Annotated in this window: 15 protein-coding genes and 2 tRNA genes; 7 read left to right on the plus strand and 10 right to left on the minus strand. The window is 64.4% G+C overall.

Annotated features, from left to right (window positions below; all coding sequences use genetic code 11):
• The first annotated feature begins 95 nt into the window (after window positions 1-95).
• Window positions 96-1,073 carry a GMP reductase gene (locus tag EEB15_RS12495; RefSeq protein WP_141510185.1) on the plus strand — a complete coding sequence of 326 codons (978 nt, stop codon included), beginning with the start codon at window positions 96-98 and terminating at the stop codon, window positions 1,071-1,073.
• 24 nt (window positions 1,074-1,097) lie between these two features.
• Here EEB15_RS12495 and EEB15_RS12500 read toward each other — a convergent pair whose 3' ends face one another.
• Together EEB15_RS12500 and EEB15_RS12505 are read right to left on the minus strand one after the other, a co-directional pair.
• A complete protein-coding gene (locus EEB15_RS12500; RefSeq protein ID WP_141510186.1) occupies window positions 1,098-2,420 on the minus strand; it encodes a S41 family peptidase in 1,323 nt (440 codons plus the stop codon).
• An 11-nt stretch (window positions 2,421-2,431) separates the two neighbouring features.
• Window positions 2,432-3,301, minus strand: coding sequence for an alpha/beta hydrolase (locus EEB15_RS12505; RefSeq protein WP_199236518.1), 870 nt, complete (start codon window positions 3,299-3,301; stop codon window positions 2,432-2,434).
• A 101-nt stretch (window positions 3,302-3,402) separates the two neighbouring features.
• Here EEB15_RS12505 and EEB15_RS12510 point away from each other — a divergent pair, with 101 nt between their 5' ends.
• From EEB15_RS12510 to EEB15_RS12535, 6 genes are all read left to right on the plus strand, one after another.
• Window positions 3,403-4,089 carry a GntR family transcriptional regulator gene (locus EEB15_RS12510; RefSeq protein ID WP_141510187.1) on the plus strand — a complete coding sequence of 229 codons (687 nt, stop codon included), beginning with the start codon at window positions 3,403-3,405 and terminating at the stop codon, window positions 4,087-4,089.
• On the plus strand, window positions 4,086-4,982 hold the full coding sequence (locus EEB15_RS12515) for a phytanoyl-CoA dioxygenase family protein (protein WP_141510188.1): 897 nt from the start codon (window positions 4,086-4,088) through the stop codon (window positions 4,980-4,982). The genes EEB15_RS12510 and EEB15_RS12515 overlap by 4 nt, the downstream gene beginning before the upstream one ends.
• Window positions 4,979-6,337 (plus strand): NAD(P)H-dependent oxidoreductase, encoded by a 1,359-nt coding sequence (locus EEB15_RS12520; protein ID WP_141510189.1) that lies wholly within the window; start codon window positions 4,979-4,981, stop codon window positions 6,335-6,337. The genes EEB15_RS12515 and EEB15_RS12520 overlap by 4 nt, the downstream gene beginning before the upstream one ends.
• A 60-nt stretch (window positions 6,338-6,397) precedes the next feature.
• Entirely contained in the window at window positions 6,398-7,267 is an 870-nt protein-coding gene (locus EEB15_RS12525; RefSeq protein WP_199236519.1) for an NAD(P)-dependent oxidoreductase, read from the plus strand.
• Window positions 7,268-7,358: 91 nt separating this feature from the next.
• Window positions 7,359-7,434, plus strand: a tRNA-Ala gene (locus tag EEB15_RS12530).
• A gap of 23 nt (window positions 7,435-7,457) precedes the next feature.
• A tRNA-Lys gene (locus EEB15_RS12535) sits at window positions 7,458-7,533 on the plus strand.
• Window positions 7,534-8,187: 654 nt separating this feature from the next.
• On the opposite strand, the gene EEB15_RS12540 is transcribed toward EEB15_RS12535, so the two are convergent.
• From EEB15_RS12540 to dmpG, 8 genes are all read right to left on the minus strand, one after another.
• Window positions 8,188-8,568 (minus strand): RidA family protein, encoded by a 381-nt coding sequence (locus EEB15_RS12540; RefSeq protein WP_158290085.1) that lies wholly within the window; start codon window positions 8,566-8,568, stop codon window positions 8,188-8,190.
• A gap of 7 nt (window positions 8,569-8,575) precedes the next feature.
• Window positions 8,576-9,439: an alpha/beta fold hydrolase gene (locus tag EEB15_RS12545; protein ID WP_141510191.1), complete on the minus strand. Its 864-nt coding sequence runs from the start codon at window positions 9,437-9,439 to the stop codon at window positions 8,576-8,578.
• An 18-nt stretch (window positions 9,440-9,457) separates the two neighbouring features.
• On the minus strand, window positions 9,458-9,712 hold the full coding sequence (locus EEB15_RS12550; RefSeq protein ID WP_158290086.1) for a hypothetical protein: 255 nt from the start codon (window positions 9,710-9,712) through the stop codon (window positions 9,458-9,460).
• Window positions 9,709-10,536 carry a hypothetical protein gene (locus EEB15_RS12555; RefSeq protein WP_141510193.1) on the minus strand — a complete coding sequence of 276 codons (828 nt, stop codon included), beginning with the start codon at window positions 10,534-10,536 and terminating at the stop codon, window positions 9,709-9,711. The genes EEB15_RS12550 and EEB15_RS12555 overlap by 4 nt, the downstream gene beginning before the upstream one ends.
• The gene (locus EEB15_RS12560; protein WP_141510194.1) at window positions 10,533-11,297 is read right to left on the minus strand and encodes a dienelactone hydrolase family protein; all 765 of its coding nucleotides are present in this window, start codon (window positions 11,295-11,297) and stop codon (window positions 10,533-10,535) included. Before EEB15_RS12560 ends, EEB15_RS12555 begins: the two co-directional genes overlap by 4 nt.
• Window positions 11,294-13,483, minus strand: a complete 2,190-nt coding sequence (locus EEB15_RS12565; RefSeq protein ID WP_158290088.1) for a hydantoinase B/oxoprolinase family protein — start codon at window positions 13,481-13,483, stop codon at window positions 11,294-11,296. The genes EEB15_RS12560 and EEB15_RS12565 overlap by 4 nt, the downstream gene beginning before the upstream one ends.
• 13 nt (window positions 13,484-13,496) lie before the next feature.
• Entirely contained in the window at window positions 13,497-15,590 is a 2,094-nt protein-coding gene (locus tag EEB15_RS12570; protein ID WP_141510196.1) for a hydantoinase/oxoprolinase family protein, read from the minus strand.
• 202 nt (window positions 15,591-15,792) lie between these two features.
• Window positions 15,793-16,818: a 4-hydroxy-2-oxovalerate aldolase gene (dmpG, locus tag EEB15_RS12575; RefSeq protein ID WP_141510197.1), complete on the minus strand. Its 1,026-nt coding sequence runs from the start codon at window positions 16,816-16,818 to the stop codon at window positions 15,793-15,795.
• Window positions 16,819-16,821: the final 3 nt, after the last annotated feature.

Raw genomic sequence — 16,821 nt, forward strand, 5'->3', positions numbered from 1 at the left:
TTGCGGCCCGGTTTGCGTTTTTGCCTCCGTGCAGGAACCACCGGGCCACAGTCCAAGCGCTCTCTCGTTCTTCAACGAATTTTCTGGAGCTTGGTATGGAAATCTTCGACTACGACAACGTCCTGCTGCTGCCGCGCAAGTGCCGGGTGCAAAGCCGCTCGGAATGCGACGCCGGCGTGGAGCTGGGCGCACGCACCTTCCGCATCCCGGTGGTGCCGGCCAACATGAAGACCGTGGTGGACGAAAAGATCTGCCTCTGGCTGGCGCAGCACGGCTACTTCTACGTGATGCACCGCTTCGACCTGGACAACGTGAAGTTCGTGCGCGACATGCAGGCGCAAGGCGCGTACGCGTCAATCTCGGTCGGCGTGAAGCCCGCGGACTACGAAACCATCGACCGCCTGGCCGCCGAGGGCCTGGTGCCGGAATACGTGACGATCGACATCGCGCACGGGCACGCCGACACCGTGCGCGACATGATCGCCCACCTCAAGGCGAAACTTCCCACGACCTTCGTCATCGCAGGGAACGTGGGCACGCCCGAGGCCATCATCGACCTGGAGAACTGGGGCGCGGATGCGACCAAGGTCGGCATCGGCCCGGGCAAGGTCTGCATCACCCGCATGAAGACCGGCTTCGGCACCGGCGGCTGGCAGCTGTCGGCGCTCAAGTGGTGCGCCCGTGTGGCGACCAAGCCGATCATCGCGGACGGCGGCATCCGCGAGCACGGCGACATCGCCAAGAGCGTGCGCTTCGGCGCGACGATGGTGATGATCGGCTCCATGCTGGCGGGCCACGAGGAGTCGCCGGGCCAGACCGTGGACGAAGGCGGCAAGCTCTTCAAGGAGTACTACGGCAGTGCGTCGGACTTCAACAAGGGCGAGTACAAGCACGTCGAAGGCAAGCGCATCCTCGAGCCGGTGAAGGGCAAGCTGCCCGACACGCTGCGCGAAATGGAAGAAGACGTCCAGAGTTCCATCAGCTACGCCGGCGGCAAGAAGCTGATGGACATCCGCAAGGTGAACTACGTGATCCTGGGCGGGGACAACGCGGGTGAACACCTGCTGATGTGAGGCCCTGCCGGGGCCTGACCGGCCCTAGTCGAGGAACATCTGCGCGGGCACCGTCTCGCCATAGGCCCGGGCCGCCGCCTTCGGGCTGATCCTCGCGCTCATCGGCGCCTGCGCGCTCGTGCAGCGACCGGTGGCGACATAGTCCAACGCCACTTTCAGCCGTTTTTCGTTGGGGTCGCCGAGCGGCCGATCGAGGTCGTCCGGCACCACGCAGTCGGGCGTGAACCCCGCCGTGTACTTGCCGAAGCCCAGCGAGTTCAGCGTTTCGAACTGCACGGCGTTGTACGTCGTTCCGCACTCGCTGCGCGGGATGAAGCCGAACGGCTTGCCGTACGTTGTCTCGCCCACCACGACCACGTCGATGAAGGGCTTCAGGCCGTTGATCAAGAGCTCGCTTGCCGATGCAGTGCCCGGCGACGTGATGACCACGACGCGCGACAGGCCCTCAGGCAACGGATAGGCCAGCGGCGTGCCGGCGCTGTTGAACGGGACGCGCTGGTTCTGCCCGACCTGCTTGTCGTTAAAACGCAGGTACGCATACATCTGGTCGGCCAGGCGCGGGCCGCCGATCATGCTGGCGACGTCGCGCGACATGGTGACGCTGCCGCCGCCGTTGTAGCGCAGGTCCAGCACCAGCTCGCTGATGCCGGCACTCTCGAACTCCTCGAACGCCAGGCGCACGTCGCCCTTGCTGTAGGTGACGAACTGGTGATACGCGAGGTAGCCGACCTTCACGGGCGCCCCCGCTCGCGAGACGTCGAACGTGCTCTTCGCCGCCACCGGGCTCAAGGCGAAGTCTTCCGAGATCAACCGGACGGTGCGCGTGACGCCGGCCGCGTCGCGGACGACGATGGTGCGGAGCACGCCCTCGGTGGTGACAGTGGGCAGCTTGCCGCCGATGATGCCCTCTGGGCCGACGCCGTCGATGGAGAGGAACGTGTCGCCGCGCATGATGCCGGCGCGCGCGACCGGGCCGAACGGCTCCACATTGCGCACGCGCACCGCCGTGTGCGTGTCATCCTGCCACACGACGGTGTAGCCGTAGCCGGTGCGGCGGCCCTCGGTGAACGTGGACGTGTACTCCGCGGTCGACTGCGTGTAGCTGTAGCGATCCAGCGGCTTGTAGAGCATCGACTGGAAATAACCGTCGAGCGTTTCCGCCTTGCTGTCGGCGGTGGCAAGGTTGGCGTACCAGTAGTACTGGTCGTTCAGGAAGGTGCGCATCGACTGGCGCTGTTCCAGGGCGGTGCACGCCTGGGGCGGCAACGGTTCGGAAGGTGAAGATCCGGATCCCCCGCCGCAAGCCTGCAGCAGCAGGACGAGTGCTGCCAGTGGCAACCATTTCATGAATGAATTCCTCAAGGATGCAGCAACTGTTTGGCCAGCGTGTTGAGGCGTTGGCCGGGCTCGATCAGTGACTCGAGCACGCTGAAATGGTTCAAGCCCGGGAGTGCTTCGCACACCGGAACACGCTCTTCGCCCCAGGCCGCCTGGATCAGGCGGCGCTGGCGCGAGTATTCCTCGCTCTCGTCAGCACCGCTGACCGCGTACAGGGTACCCTGCGCGGGCGAAGGCAGCAATGCGGGGCTGGCTTGGCGCACCTGGCCGCGCGTGAGCTGCAGCGAGGGCTGCAGAAACGGCGTGTGCATGATGGGGTCGAGATCGTGCAGGCCGGAGATCGAAAGCGCGTTGCGCACGAGGTTAGGCGGCAAGTCGCGGCCGAACACCGGCCACAGGCACGCCATCATCATCGCCGCCAGGTGCCCGCCCGCGGAATGGCCTGCCACCGTGATCCGCCCCGGGTCACCACCGCGCTTGGCGATGTTGCGCCAGGTCCAGGCCAGCGCCTGCACCATCTGCATCGTGATCTGCGGAATCGTCACCGCCGGGCATAGCGCGTAATTGGGGACAACAACGCACACGCCTTCGCGCGTAAAAGCGGAGGCGATGAAAGAATGGTCGCGCTTGTCCAGGGCGCGCCAGTAGCCGCCGTGGATGAAGAACAGCACCGGCGCGTCGGCTTGAGATGTGGGGAAAATGTCCAGGTGCTCGTTGGGGCCGCCCCCATAACGCACGTCGAGTTCCCGCGGCAGCGTGCGCATGGCATCGTTGGACGCTGCGGCCCAGCGGCGCAGATGCTCCGGGTGCGCCGGCACCAGTTCGCGGTTGTTGTACATGCGGTCCAGCCAGGCGCCGTCCCAGGTTTTGCTTGCGGATTCTTTTTTCATCGTGGCCGATCTTGTCACAAGGCTGACGGGGCTCCCGGCCGCCCTGCCCCTTCGCTTGTCAACCGGTGCCGCTGGGCGTATTCTGAATACAGAATCCAGCCATGACCGCTCATCTCGTCAAACTCGAAGCCGCACCCGACTTGGTCGAGCAGGTCTATCACAGCCTGCTCGACGCCATCAGCGATGGCTCGCTTGCGCCCGGCTGGCGCATCACGCAGGAAGACATCGCCGAGAAGCTGGCCGTGTCTCGCCAGCCGGTGCTGCAGGCCCTGGGGCTGCTGAAGAAGGACGGCTTCGTGCTGGACGCGCCGGGCCGTGGTGTGCTGGTGGCGCCACTGGACGCCGATGCCGTCGCCCACATCTACCAGGTGCGGGCGGCGCTGGACGCACTGGCGGCTCGGCTGGCCGCGGCCCATCGCGCCCGGCTCGACCCGCGGCTGATCGAACAAGGGCGCAAGGCAGCGCGGGGCCGCAACGTCAAGGCCATGATTGATGCCGACCTGGCATTCCACCGCGCCATCTACGCAGCCTCGAACAATCCGCTGATCGAACGCAGCGCCATGCAGCATTGGCGCCACCTGCGCCGGGTGATGGGCGCCGCGCTGCAGCAATCGAAGCAGCGTGAAACGGTATGGGACGAGCACGAGGCCATCGCCAAGGCCATTGCCGCGGGCGACGCCGACCGCGCCGCGCGCCTCATCGAGCAGCACGGCCAGCGCGCCAGCGAGAACCTGGCCGAGCGGCTGTCCCATGTGTTGAAGACCCGTGAAGGAGACAATGCATCATGAGACTGACCCCCGAACAACTCGAACAGTTCGACCGCGAAGGCTACCTGTTCTTTCCCGCCCAGTTCACGCGTGATGAGATGCGGGCGCTGACCGATGAAGTGCCGCAGCTCTACGCCCGGCGCGAGGCCTGCAACGTCCGCGAAAAAGGCAAGGATGCGGTGCGCACCAACTTTGCGGCGCATATGTACAGCAAGCCGTTCGCCAAGCTGGCGCGCCATCCCCGCATGGTGCAGCCGGTGATGGACCTGTTCGACGAGCAGGTGTACATGCACCAGTTCAAGATCAACGGCAAACAGGCTTTCGACGGCGATGTGTGGCAGTGGCACCAGGATTACGGCACCTGGCTCAACGACGACCAGATGCCCACCGAGCGGGCGATGAACGTTGCCATCTTCCTGGACGACGTGAACGAGTACAACGGCCCGCTGATGTTCATTCCGGGCAGCCACAAGAAGGGCGTGGTCCAGGCCAGGCACGACCTCACGACCACCAGCTACCCGCTGTGGACCGTGGACAACGATTTGATCGCGACGCTGGTGGATCGCGCGGGCGGCAAGAACGGCGGCATCGTCAGCCCCAAGGGCCCGGCCGGCTCGATGATCCTCTTCCACAGTTGCCTCGTGCATGCCTCCAGCAGCAACCTGTCGCCGTGGAACCGCGTGAGCGTCTATCTGAGCCTGTGCGCGGTCAGCAACCACATCCGCCGCTTCAAGCGCCCGGAGTACATCGCGCACCGCAACTTCACGCCCATCGAGTGCCTGCCGGACGATTGCCTGCTGAAGGACTATCCGGTGGACCTGCCGTGGAAAGACGGCATTCCAGCCAGTGCACTGCAGACCACCGATGTGCCGTTCGATGGATCGCGAGTCGAACCCGCAATGACAGTCCTATGAGTCTCCACGCGAAACTTCTGCAACGCGCCGCGCAAGGCAAGCCGATCCGCATCGGGCTGATCGGCGCCGGCAAGTTCGGTTCGATGTACCTCGCGCAGGTCCCGCGCACACCCGGCGTCCACCTGGTGGGGATCGCCGATCTTTCGCCCGACGGCGCGCGGGCCAACCTGGCCCGCGTGGGATGGGATGCCGCGCGGACCCAGGCGGCCTCGCTGGACGCGGCGATCCAGTCCGGTACGACACACATCGGCGAAGACTGGCAGGCGCTCGTGCGGCACCCGGCTATCGACGTCGTGGTCGAATGCACCGGCCACCCGATCGCTGCCGTGGACCACTGCCTGGAAGCTTTCGCCAACGGCAAGCACGTGGTGAACGTCACCGTGGAGGCCGACGCGTTTTGCGGGCCCTTGTTGGCGCGTAGAGCAGCGCAGGCAGGTGTCGTGTATTCGCTCGCATTCGGTGACCAGCCGGCGCTGATCTGCGACCTGGTGGACTGGGCGCGAACCTGCGGCTTTCCCGTGGTCGCGGCCGGGCGCGGCCACAAGTGGCTGCCGCATTTCTGCGAATCGACACCGGAAACTGTATGGGGCTACTACGGCCTCACGCCCGAGCAGGCCACGCGGGGCGGCCTCAACCCGAAGATGTTCAACAGCTTCCTCGACGGTTCGAAGCCCTCGATCGAAAGCACGGCCGTCGCCAACGCCACCGGCCTCACCGTTCCTTCCAACGGGCTTCTGTACCCGCCGGCCAGCGTCGAAGACATCCCGTTCGTCACGCGACCCATCAGCGAAGGCGGTGTGCTGGAACGCAAGGGCATGGTCGAGGTGATCTCGTCGCTGGAAGCGAACGGCCGCCAGATTCCGTACGACATCCGCATGGGCGTGTGGGTGACGGTGGAAGCTGAGACCGAATACATCAAGAACTGCTTCGAGGAATACAACGCGCACACCGACCCGACCGGGCGCTACTTCACCTTGTACAAGCGCTGGCACCTGATCGGCCTGGAAGTCGGCATATCGGTGGCGAGCGTCGCGCTGCGCGGCGAGGCAACGGGCGTTGCGACCTGCTGGAACGCGGACGTGGTGACAACTGCCAAGCGCGACCTGGTGCCCGGCGACATGCTGGACGGCGAAGGCGGTTACACGGTGTGGGGCAAACTGCTGCCATCGAAGAAGTCGACGCAGATCGGCGGCTTGCCGTTGGGCCTGGCACACGACGTGAAAGTCGTGCGGCCGGTGAAGAAAGGCCAGAGCCTGTGCTGGGCCGATGTGGCCATGGACACGTCAACACATGCTTACAAGATCCGCAAGGAGATGGAAGCGATGTTCAACGCGCCGGTGTTGAAAGCCGCCTGACAGCAATCCGCAGCCGCCCCGTCCGATGATGGCTCGTTCCATCAACCAAGGGAGGCGCTTGTGATCATCACCGTGCTGGGTATCGGTGCCATGGGGTTTCCAATGGCGCGGCGACTGTGCGAAGCCGGGCACATCGTCCATGTCTGGAATCGTTCGCGCGACAAGGCGGAGCGCGTCGCTCCTTTCGGCGGCATCGTGCACGAGAATCCCGCGTCCGCCACCAGCGTCGCCGACGTGGTCGTCAGCATGCTCGAGACCGGCCCCGTCGTCGAAGACGTTCTGTTCAATCAGGGCGCGGCGAAGGCGATGGCGAGTGGCACCCTGTTCGTTGACATGGCATCCATCCAGCCGCGAGAAGCGCGCGACCACGCCGCGCGTCTGGGCGACTTCGGCGTGAGCCATCTCGATGCGCCGGTATCCGGCGGCACGGGCGGCGCCGAGGCAGGCGCACTCGTCATCATGGTGGGCGGCAAAGCCGCCGACTTCGAGCGGGCGCTGCCGGTGTTCGAAGTCTTCGGACGCGCCACTCACGTAGGCCCGCACGGCACAGGCCAGCTCACGAAGTTGGCGAACCAGATGATCGTCGGCATCACCATCGGTGCCGTGGCGGAAGCACTGCTGCTCTGCCAGAAAGGCGGCGCAGACATGAGCAAGGTCAAGCAGGCCATCACCGGCGGCTTCGCCGACAGCCGTATTCTGCAAGTGCATGGCCAGCGCATGGTCGAGCGGGACTTCACACCGCGCGCGCGCATGACAGTGCAGTTGAAGGACATGCGCAATGCGCTCGCCACTGCCGAGGAAGTGGGCTTCGAAGCACCCGTCACCGCGCTGTTCGAAAAGCTCTACGCGGACAGCGTTGAGCACGGCCTGGCCGACCTCGATCATGCGGGACTCTTCGTCGAATTGGCGAGCCGAAACGGCATGCAATAAGCCTCGCCAGAAAACCCCTCGCGAGTTTTGGCATAATTGCGTCTTCGCCCCAAACCGGCTTCGTATTTTTGAGTAAAATACGCGCTGCTGTGGGGGGGTAGCTCAGCTGGGAGAGCGTCGCGTTCGCAATGCGAAGGTCGGGAGTTCGATCCTCCTCCTCTCCACCACAGCCTCTTTTTTCGATTTCAGTGGGCTCTTAGCTCAGTTGGTAGAGCAGCGGACTCTTAATCCGTAGGTCGAGTGTTCGAGTCACTCAGGGCCCACCACCCACTGCCTTGCACGGCCGGTTAGCAACAGCTAACCGGCCTTTGCACGATTGGGTCCATGTAATCGCCATGTAAGCGGTTTGCATCGAAAAAAAATGCTTCGCCGTGCAACCCCTGTGTAAAGTGGCAAGAGCATCTCCGGGGCTATCAACTTGAAGAGTCTTCTTCTTTTTATCCTCGCGTCTCTTGCAGCGGCTTCTGCGGTCACCGTCATTGCACCGTATGCACTGGGCCGTGTACTGACAGGCGCGGAGTTCGCAGCTGTCGCCCTGCTGATAGTCGCGGCGCTGGCTCGCTTGGCTCTGCTGGTACGCAGGCGTCAAAGGCGAAAGGTCGAGGGAATGCGGGACTCGGCACTTTGGTAGCGGCCGTCCGCCAAAATACGGAGTGGTGGCCCGCAATGGGATTTCGAGACGTGGCGCGAGCCGTTTGGTCCCATGTTCCCGCTTACCTAGGGGACATATGGCTCAAGCAGTTGTCACGCGGCGGCATGGCGACGTTTCTCAGGCGCGTCTCCTTTGGATCAAGGCGGCCAGGCTCCTGGAAGACGAGCGGCGAATCGTCCGTGGCGGCGGCCATTTGGAAGCGGATGGCAATACGACGTTTACCCGCCTAACTGCCCAGCGCTCGTGGAGCAGCGGACCGGATCACACATCAACGCGCCAGTGCGATCACATCCAGCGCAAACAGTGCTCCGCCACCCGGAGATGCATTGGGATCCGCAACTCCAACTGCGGTGCGCGCAGGGGGATCGGTCGGGAAAGTTTCCATCCAGGCCTGGTGAAACGCGTCGCGGTGGCGCAGATCCCCCAGGTAGAGGGTGACCTTCACGACATCAGCCAACGTGCCACCTGAAGCCTTGAGCACCTCTGCAAGGTTCTTGAGAGCCATGCGCGCCTGCTCTAGTGGATCTTCCGGAAAGCGGCCCGTCCCCGGTTCCCGGCCGCGGATCACGGACAGGAACAGGAAGCCTCCGGCGCGGACACCGGGCACCATGCCGCGCATGCGCTCGGGTGCGGCATCGGATTGGGGCATGGTTGACCTATTCATGAAGGAAGTCCCTGATGATCTTCACCGATGCATCCGGAGCGTCGGTCTGCACCTGGTGACCCGCGCCCTCCACCCATTCGATGCGCGCAGCCGGCAGCATCTCCGCCAGCGCCAGGCCGGTTTCGGGGACTGCGAACGTGTCCTTCTTGCCCCACAGGATCAAGGTCGGAATCTTCTGCGTGAGGATCGGAAGCGCGCGCTGCCATTGCGTCTGCAGGGACAGCACGGGATCGTTTCGAACGTAGTCGATTCCTGCCGCCATGCGCCGGAAAGCTTCTAGGGCACCCGGCCGGGTCGCGGCCGCCTGTCGGTCATCGACCAGTTTGTCGGTGATGCGAGACCTGTCGATGATGAGCGCCTCGAGCAGCGCCTTCATGGCTTCGCGCGTCCCGTCGTAACCCATGAGCGCCTTCATCGCGGCATTCGGAGCCTGCTTGATCCCCATCGAGCCTGCGATGGTGAGCGAAGACACGATCACCAGCTTCTCGACGCGATCGGGATGCAGCATCGCATAGTACACACCGGCCCATGCACCTTGCGAGTTGCCGATGATGCTGCAGCGGTCGATCGCGAGTGCGTCGATGAAGTCCGCCATGTGCTTCGCCCGGCTGATCAAGCCGTAGGGTGTGGGCGCACTGACGTCGGTCAGGCCGAAGCCGCCAATGGAGTCCGGCGCCAGGACGTGAAAATCACTGCCCAGGAGCGGGAGGACAGGGCCCATACCGGAGGCGCCTGACGATCCGGCGCCACCACCGTGGAGGGCGAGCACCCTGCGCTCGCCGTCGCCCGCCTCTGAATAGTGGGTCCGCACTCCGTTGGCGAGGACCCAGCGGGAACGCACTTTGTTTTCTGTCATGGATAAAGCCTTTCTTGTTCAGGTGTTCAAGCCGCGCTTGGCGTACTCGGCGACATAGCGGATGCCCACGGTTCCGCAGAAATTTCGAATCAGGAGCGGATGGACGCCCCACTCGTAGAGCGTCGCCACGTCCTTCGCGGCGATCGCGGCCTTCTCTTCGCTCTTCAGTTCGTAGTGCTGGAAAGCCGCCTCGGGGTCGTCACGGAGCGCTTCCTGAAGCCGGGCGTCCTTGTCGAAATCGAACAGGAAGCGTTCGAGTGCGTGCCGGTTCACGGCACCATCTCCAGCACGCCAATGCCCGTGCTCCACGCGTGCACAGGTTCATACGCAAGTTGCCGGGCAGCGCGCGAATTGCATGCGCCGGCGGCAACAAGCCAATTACGGATCTCCGCCGCGCCGTTGCCGGCTTTCCGGATGACGTCTTCCGAGTCGTACTTCGCGACATCTTCGAAACGGCCATGCGTGAAGTCGTCGAGAAATCGCATGTCGAACTCCTCGTTGATCGTTCCCGTCTGCGGCATTCCGACCCAATGGCTGATACCGCCGGTCCCCACGACCGCAACGCGGTCTACCACGCTCTGCGCGCGAAGCGCCTGGCCTAGCGCCTTGCCGAATGCCAGGCACCGCTCGAGCGTCGGCAGCGGAGGCACCGTGCAGTTCACATAGATCGGAAGCACGGGCATGGACCGGGTCTTGAACATCAGCTGCAACGGGCAGGAGAACGAGTGATCGAGAGGCATCGCCCGGGCACTGGCGGCATCGAAGCCCCCGCGCACGAGAGACGCATGGACGGCTTCGCCGAGCTCTTCGACGCCGTCGAAATCGCGCTGTGGAACTCCAAACTCGCCGTGTCCGCGGAACTTTGCTCCGGTCCCGATGGAGAACACCGGAAGGTTGGCGTAGTCGAAGGTGAGAAAGTGGTCAGTGGCAATCGTCACGAGCACCTGGGCGCCCGACTTGTGTAGCGACGCTGCGAGTTCATCGAACGCAGAAAAGACCCGGGCGACACGATCACCTTCGCCCTCCCCCACTTTCGGCGCGCGCATCATCGCGCCCGTGTGCGAGCAGACTCCGCCCCACACGATCGACGCTGTCATGCGCCCGCCCCCAGACGGGTCCCGAAGAAGGCGACCATTCGCTCGTATGTCAGCTGCGCTGCCAGCGGCGAGTAGCGATCAAGCGTACTGTCCATGTACGCATGGCGTGCGCCGGGGTAGAGGTGGAACGAAACGGGAACGGGTGCATCTGCTTCCAGCGCGTGCTTCAGCGCATGCGCCTGTTCCAGCGGGATCGCTTCGTCGGCCTCACCGAAGTGCAACTGCATGGGTGCGGTGATCTTCGGCGCCAGGTCGATCCGTGAGCGTGGCCGTCCATCGGGCGTATAGGCGGCGGGGATAACGGGGAGCGCGTAGAGAACGACTGAGCAAGCCAGGTCTTTGGTCTGCGCTGCCCAGGCGAGCACCGTCCCCCCACCCAAGCAGTAGCCCACGGCGCCGATCCTCTGGGCATCAACGCGCGGCTGGGTCCGCAGCCACTCCAGTGCCGCCTGGCAATCGGGCACAACCGTCTCGTCCTTCGCGGCGATGAACGCCTTGCTGCGCCGCTCTTCCGCGGTCGTGTAGTCCTGCGGCGGGCGGCCACCGATGCGGCTGTAAGGATCCACGGTCAGCACGATGAATCCCTCTGCCGCCATGCGCCGCGTCTCCGCCTGCCGGTGTTCCGTCACCCCCAGGTTCTCCGGCGCACAAACGATGGCGCCGACGATGTCGGCCCCTACTGGCTCCGCGAGATAACCGCGAATCTGTTCGCTTCCACGTGGAAACGAGATCCAGCGGGCCGTGGTCTCGCGCGGCGTCATACGGCCACCTGAATGTCGAACAGCGACGCCTCGCCCTTGCGTCGCACTTCCACGTCGAGGAGCTGCGCGCAGTGGGGGCAGGCATGTTCAACGACCTCGAGGTCGTGGTGAATCTTCACGCGCGGGCCCAGGTCGGAAGGCTGCGCGACATGCTGGCGTGCGTAGTCCTTCCAATTCTCGTCCGCCGGAGCGACCGCAGTGTCGCAGGATTCACAGACGAAGAAGGCGCCGTCGACGCCCCGCTGCAACCGGGCCACATCGCCCACGATCGCCTTCACCCCTTCCTTCTTGTCGAACTGCCGCTTCATCGGCAATGCACGTGGCGCACTCCATTGGAGCCGCGACTCGCGGATGAAGCGGCGGCGCTCTGCAGTCGCGCGCTCGTCCAGGCGCCCGTTAGCGACGACCACGCCGAAAATCGTCTTGGCCACGGCTTCGGAGAAAACGCCGTTCACCACGTCGAGCGTGACCAGCGAGGGGTCGCGGCGAAGCGGATCTCCCCAGCCTCCACCGGCGGTCGGGTTGCACTCGTAGACGTCGTCGCTGTGGAACGGAAACTCTGGCGGTTTGGCGGTGAATACCGTGTCGTCGCCCAGCACGTCGTCAAGGCGATCGGGGAAGATGCCATCCCGCATCAGCGAGCGGATGTTGGAATTCCGCAGCAACCGGCGGTGATTGCACCCGCTGGGGTATCCACCGAAAAGACCGCGGGAGGTGGGCGACTCGTAGCCGTGGCATGCAACAAGCGACTCGACTTCGTCCACGCCGTGTAGCACGAAGGCCGCGCCCGCGGCCTGGCCGCCTACGGTGGCCCCCGCGCCAGAGCTGTCGGTGATGATCCGGCGGTACAGGTACAGCACGGGCAGTTTCAACTCGGTCGCCTCGACGTTGGGCGCCTTGCCGGCCGTGATGTTCCGTTGTCCCGACACTGTAATGCCGTCGCGATGGGCGTATGCGCCGCCCCCGGAAAGCATGACCTCGAGGATGGGCGCCGTGGCCGGCTCCCCGTACTGGTTCAGGCCGTGGATGTGGAACAGGTCAGGTCCGCTCGCCGGCGCCGCCTGCGCTTCGCGCAGGTATTCCGGGTGGGTGGCCATCAGCTTGGACATCACTTCGGTGGTCGTGACCTCGATCAGCCACATGGCGCCGAGCGGGCCCTGGCTGCACGGCGCCGGGAACTTGCACGAGACGATCGAGCCCTCCGTGGCGAGCACTTCCAGGGGCCGCAGCAGGCCGTCGTTCCAGGGAAGGTCGTAGGCAATGATGGGCAGGATGCCCGCGTAGATGCCGGCGAGCAGTCCGGTGCGCGTGGCATTCACGAAACCGGGCGCCTGCGCGTCAGAGCCCGTGTAGTCGAAGACGATCTTCTCGCCCTGCTTGCGCAGCTCGACGTGAATCTTGTAGATCTTGTTTTCGAAGCCGTCGTGGTCCAGGAAGGCCTGCGCACGGAACACGCCGTCGGGCAGTTCCAGCAGGCGCTTGCGCATCTTGGCTTCAGACAGGTCCATCATGCCGTCCATGACGGTCAGCACGGTATCGACACCGTACTTGCGCACGGTGTCGAGCACGCTCTTGACGCCGATGTGGTTGGCCGCCATCAAGCCCTTCAGGTCGAGGCTGATGTTGATTGGCAGGCGCGACATGCCAGTGATGAAGTTCAGCACGTCTGTGCGCAGCTCTCCTCGATCGACCAGCTTCACCGGCGGGATCAGCATGCCTTCCTGGCGGATGTCCTTGGCCATGGAGGCGAAGCTGCCCGGGACCATGCCGCCCACGTCCAGCTGGTGTGCGCAAGCGCCGGTCCAGCCGATGCGGCGGCCATCCATGAAGATCGGGGCCAATACGCCGATGTCCGGGCAATGAAGCGCCCCCTTGTGGGGATGGTTCACGATGAACATGTCGCCCTCGTTGATGCCGACCGTCTGCTCGCAGTCCGCGATGACGTGCTTGACCATCAGGGACAGCGACGCGGCGTGGAACGTCACCGTCTTGCCCATCGTGACCACCTCGCCAAACGCGCGATAAAGCCCTGTATTGAAGTCGGTGGCTTCGTTCACAAGTGCGGAGCCGGACACGGAAGCCAGCGTGCTGGCCTGCTCGTCGGTGATCGACATCAGCCGGTGGCGGATCACCTCAAAGGTGACTGCATCGACGTCTTTCTTCTGGTATTCGAATACGTTGCTCATGGGACCTCGGGGTTCAGTGGCTGTTGTGGATGCGAATGAGAAAATTGCCGTAGGGCTCCATCTCGGCGACCTGGCCGGGCCCGACGACGATGGTGGTGTCCGGGCGTTCGACGATGGCGGGTCCGACGATGGCGTGGCCCGGTCCCACGTCTTCGCTGCGGTAGATGTCGGCGTCCACGAAGTCGGAGCCGAAGAAGTAGACCTGGCGCTTGCCGCACGGCTTGTTGGACCGACCTGCTGCGTCGACATGGCGCGGAGTCGGACGGATCACCGGCGAGGTCGCTTCGACGCGGACCACCGTGAATTCGACACCCGACACGCGCAGCGCCGTGTTCTTCCCGTAAATGCGCTCGTACTCGACTTCAAAGGTGTCCACCAGCGCGTCGACGTCCTTGGCCTGCAGGACGCCTGAAGGTGCCGGGATGCCGATCTCGTGCACCTGCTGGCGGAAGCGCATGCCGATAAAGCGATGGATGGTCACGTCCTCGGCGAGCGCCTCCTTTGCCCTCGCCTCGATCTGGTCGAAGCCGCGGTTCAGCACTGCCGGGTCCACGTGATCCGAAGCCCTGGTGAAACGGGCCGGCGCATGCTGCCCGATCGCCAGCGAGAAGGAGCGGTGCCGGTCGCCCGTGACGGCGCCGAAGGCCGAGTGCGCCGGGCCGGTGCTGGGGATGACCACCTTTCCGATTCCGGCGACTTCCGCGTACTGGTGGGCATGCGTGGCGCCTGCGCCGCCGTAGGCCATGAGCACAAAGTCACGGGGGTCGTAGCCTGCGCGCAGAGTCACGCGGCGCAACAGGTCCGCCATCTGGTTGTTGGCAACTTCGCGGATGCCTGCCGCTGCCTGCGCGATGGTCAGTCCCAGCGGCTCTGCCACGTACTTGCGAACCGCTTCATGAGCCGCCTCGACGTCGAGCTTCATACGTCCGCCGAGGAAGTACTTCGCATCGATGATGCCGAGCACCACATCCGCATCCGTGATCGTGGGTTCGACACCGCCGCGGCCGTAGCACGCCGGGCCTGGCGTGGAGCCCGCGCTCTCGGGCCCCACATGCAGATGACCATCGAGCACGCGCGCGATCGAACCACCACCGGCGCCAATGGCCGTCACCTTGATGGAAGGGAGCGCGATATGGAACCGCCCGACCTCGCGCACGGATTCCAACAGGGGCTGCCCGTTCACGATCAGTCCGACGTCGAAACTCGTGCCGCCCATGTCGGCGGTCAGCACGTTCGGATAGCCGAGCAGTTCGCCGAGCTTCTGCGACGCGAGCACGCCTCCTGCAGGGCCCGAGGTCATCAGGTTCGCGGCCTGGAACGCCGCTTCCGATGCGGGAAGCACACCGCCGCCGGACTCCATGATGGAGATCGGTCCGTTGAATCCGAACTTGCGAATCGAAGCTTCGAGGCCGTTGATGTAACGGTGGATCACCGGCCCGAGATAGGCGTTGATGGCCGTCGTCGAAGTGCGTTCGTATTCACCGATGATGGGAACCAGGCTCGACGACGCCGTGACGAACATCTGCGGCGCCTCTTCCTTCACGAGTTCCAGCAGGCGCTGCTCGTGGGAAGGATTGCGAAAGGACCACAGCAGGGAAATCGCGATCGCTTCAACGCCCTTTTCAATCAACGCGCGGATGGATTTGCGTGCCGCGTGCTCGTCGAGAGCGACGATGACGTCGCCCTTGTAGTCCACGCGCTCGACGATCCCCTCGGTCAGATCGATCGGGATGATCGGCGTGGGGACGTGCCGCTTGGAAAAGTGAGAGATCTCATGGGAAGGAAGACCGATCCAGCCCGCCATGGCGCGCTGGATGCGCAGAGTGTCTTCAAAGCCGCGGGTCGTCAGCAGACCCGTCACCGCACCCTTGCGCTCGATGAACGCGTTGGTGGCGGCAGTCGTGCCGTGGGCAAAATAGCCGAGCCGCGCTATGAGCTGCTCGAGGCTGATGCCATCGGCTTCCGCCGCGAGACGCATCGCGTCGATAACGCCCTGGGTCCGGTCATCCGGGGTCGTCAGTGCCTTGAAAATGCGGACGTCGCCTTCGTCAGAAAGGTAGACAAGGTCGGTGAAGGTGCCACCGATGTCGGTCCCGATGTAGTTCACGAAATGTTTTCTCCAGGTAGTGCCCACGCGCTGCGGCTGGGCTGGGTGAGCAATGAATCGAAGTGCAGTTCGTATTTGAACAGATCAAAGGGATAGCCGATAGAACGTTTAGATGTTTATTCGTTAGGGTTTTCCCCTGGGCGCCGGTTAGAGCAAAAAAAGGGGGCCTTGCGGCCCCCTTGCGGGTTCGGAATTGCCTGACTCAGGCCGTTGCGGCTTTGCTGTGCAGCAAGTCGAGCGCAACGTCGACGATCATGTCCTCCTGCCCGCCCACCATGCGGCGGCGTCCCAGTTCGACCAGGATGTCGACCGTCTTCAGCCCGTGCTTCTTCGCCGCAGCTTCGGCGTGACGAAGAAAGCTGCTGTACACGCCTGCATACCCCAGAGACAGCGTTTCGCGATCGACGCGGACGGGTCGGTCCTGCAGAGGACGCACGATGTCGTCGGCCGCATCCATCAGCTGGAACACGTCGCAGCCGTGGTTCCACCCCATGCGGTCCGCGGCGGCAACAAACACCTCCAGGGGCGCATTGCCCGCGCCGGCGCCCATGCCGGAAAGGCTGGCGTCCACGCGATCACAACCTTCCTCCACCGCCACGATGCTGTTGGCGACGCCGAGCGACAAGTTGTGGTGCGCGTGGATGCCAGTCAGCGTTTCGGGGTCAAGCAGGTCCTTGAAGGCGCGGAATCGATCCCGCACGTCGTTCATGTTCAGCGCGCCCCCCGAATCCACGACGTACACGCACCCTGCGCCGTAGCTCTCCATCAGTTTCGCCTGGCGAGCGAGGCTGGCTGGGTCGATCATGTGGCTCATCATCAGGAAGCCGACGGTGTCCATGCCCAGGCGTTGGGCAAACTCGATGTGCTGCTTCGACACGTCGGCTTCGGTGCAGTGAGTCGCAATGCGGACGACCCGCGCGCCCGCATCGTAGGCCGCCTTCAGGTCGTGCACCGTGCCGATGCCCGGCAACAACAGTGTGGCGACTTTCGCGTGTTTCACCACGGCAGCGACGGCTTCGATCCACTCGAGATCGGTGTGCGCCCCGAACCCATAGTTGAAGCTGCCCCCCTGCAGGCCGTCCCCATGCGAAACCTCGATGGAGTCGACGCCCGCGCCGTCCAGCGCCGCGGCGATCTGCGCCGCCTGCGCCACGCTGTACTGGTGGCGAATCGCGTGGCTGCCGTCGCGCAGCGTCACGTCGGAGATGTAGATTTTTCTGGTGCTCATTTG

Origin of the sequence: Ramlibacter sp. WS9 (assembly GCF_003797765.1) — a bacterium.
Taxonomy (GTDB): domain Bacteria; phylum Pseudomonadota; class Gammaproteobacteria; order Burkholderiales; family Burkholderiaceae_C; genus Ramlibacter.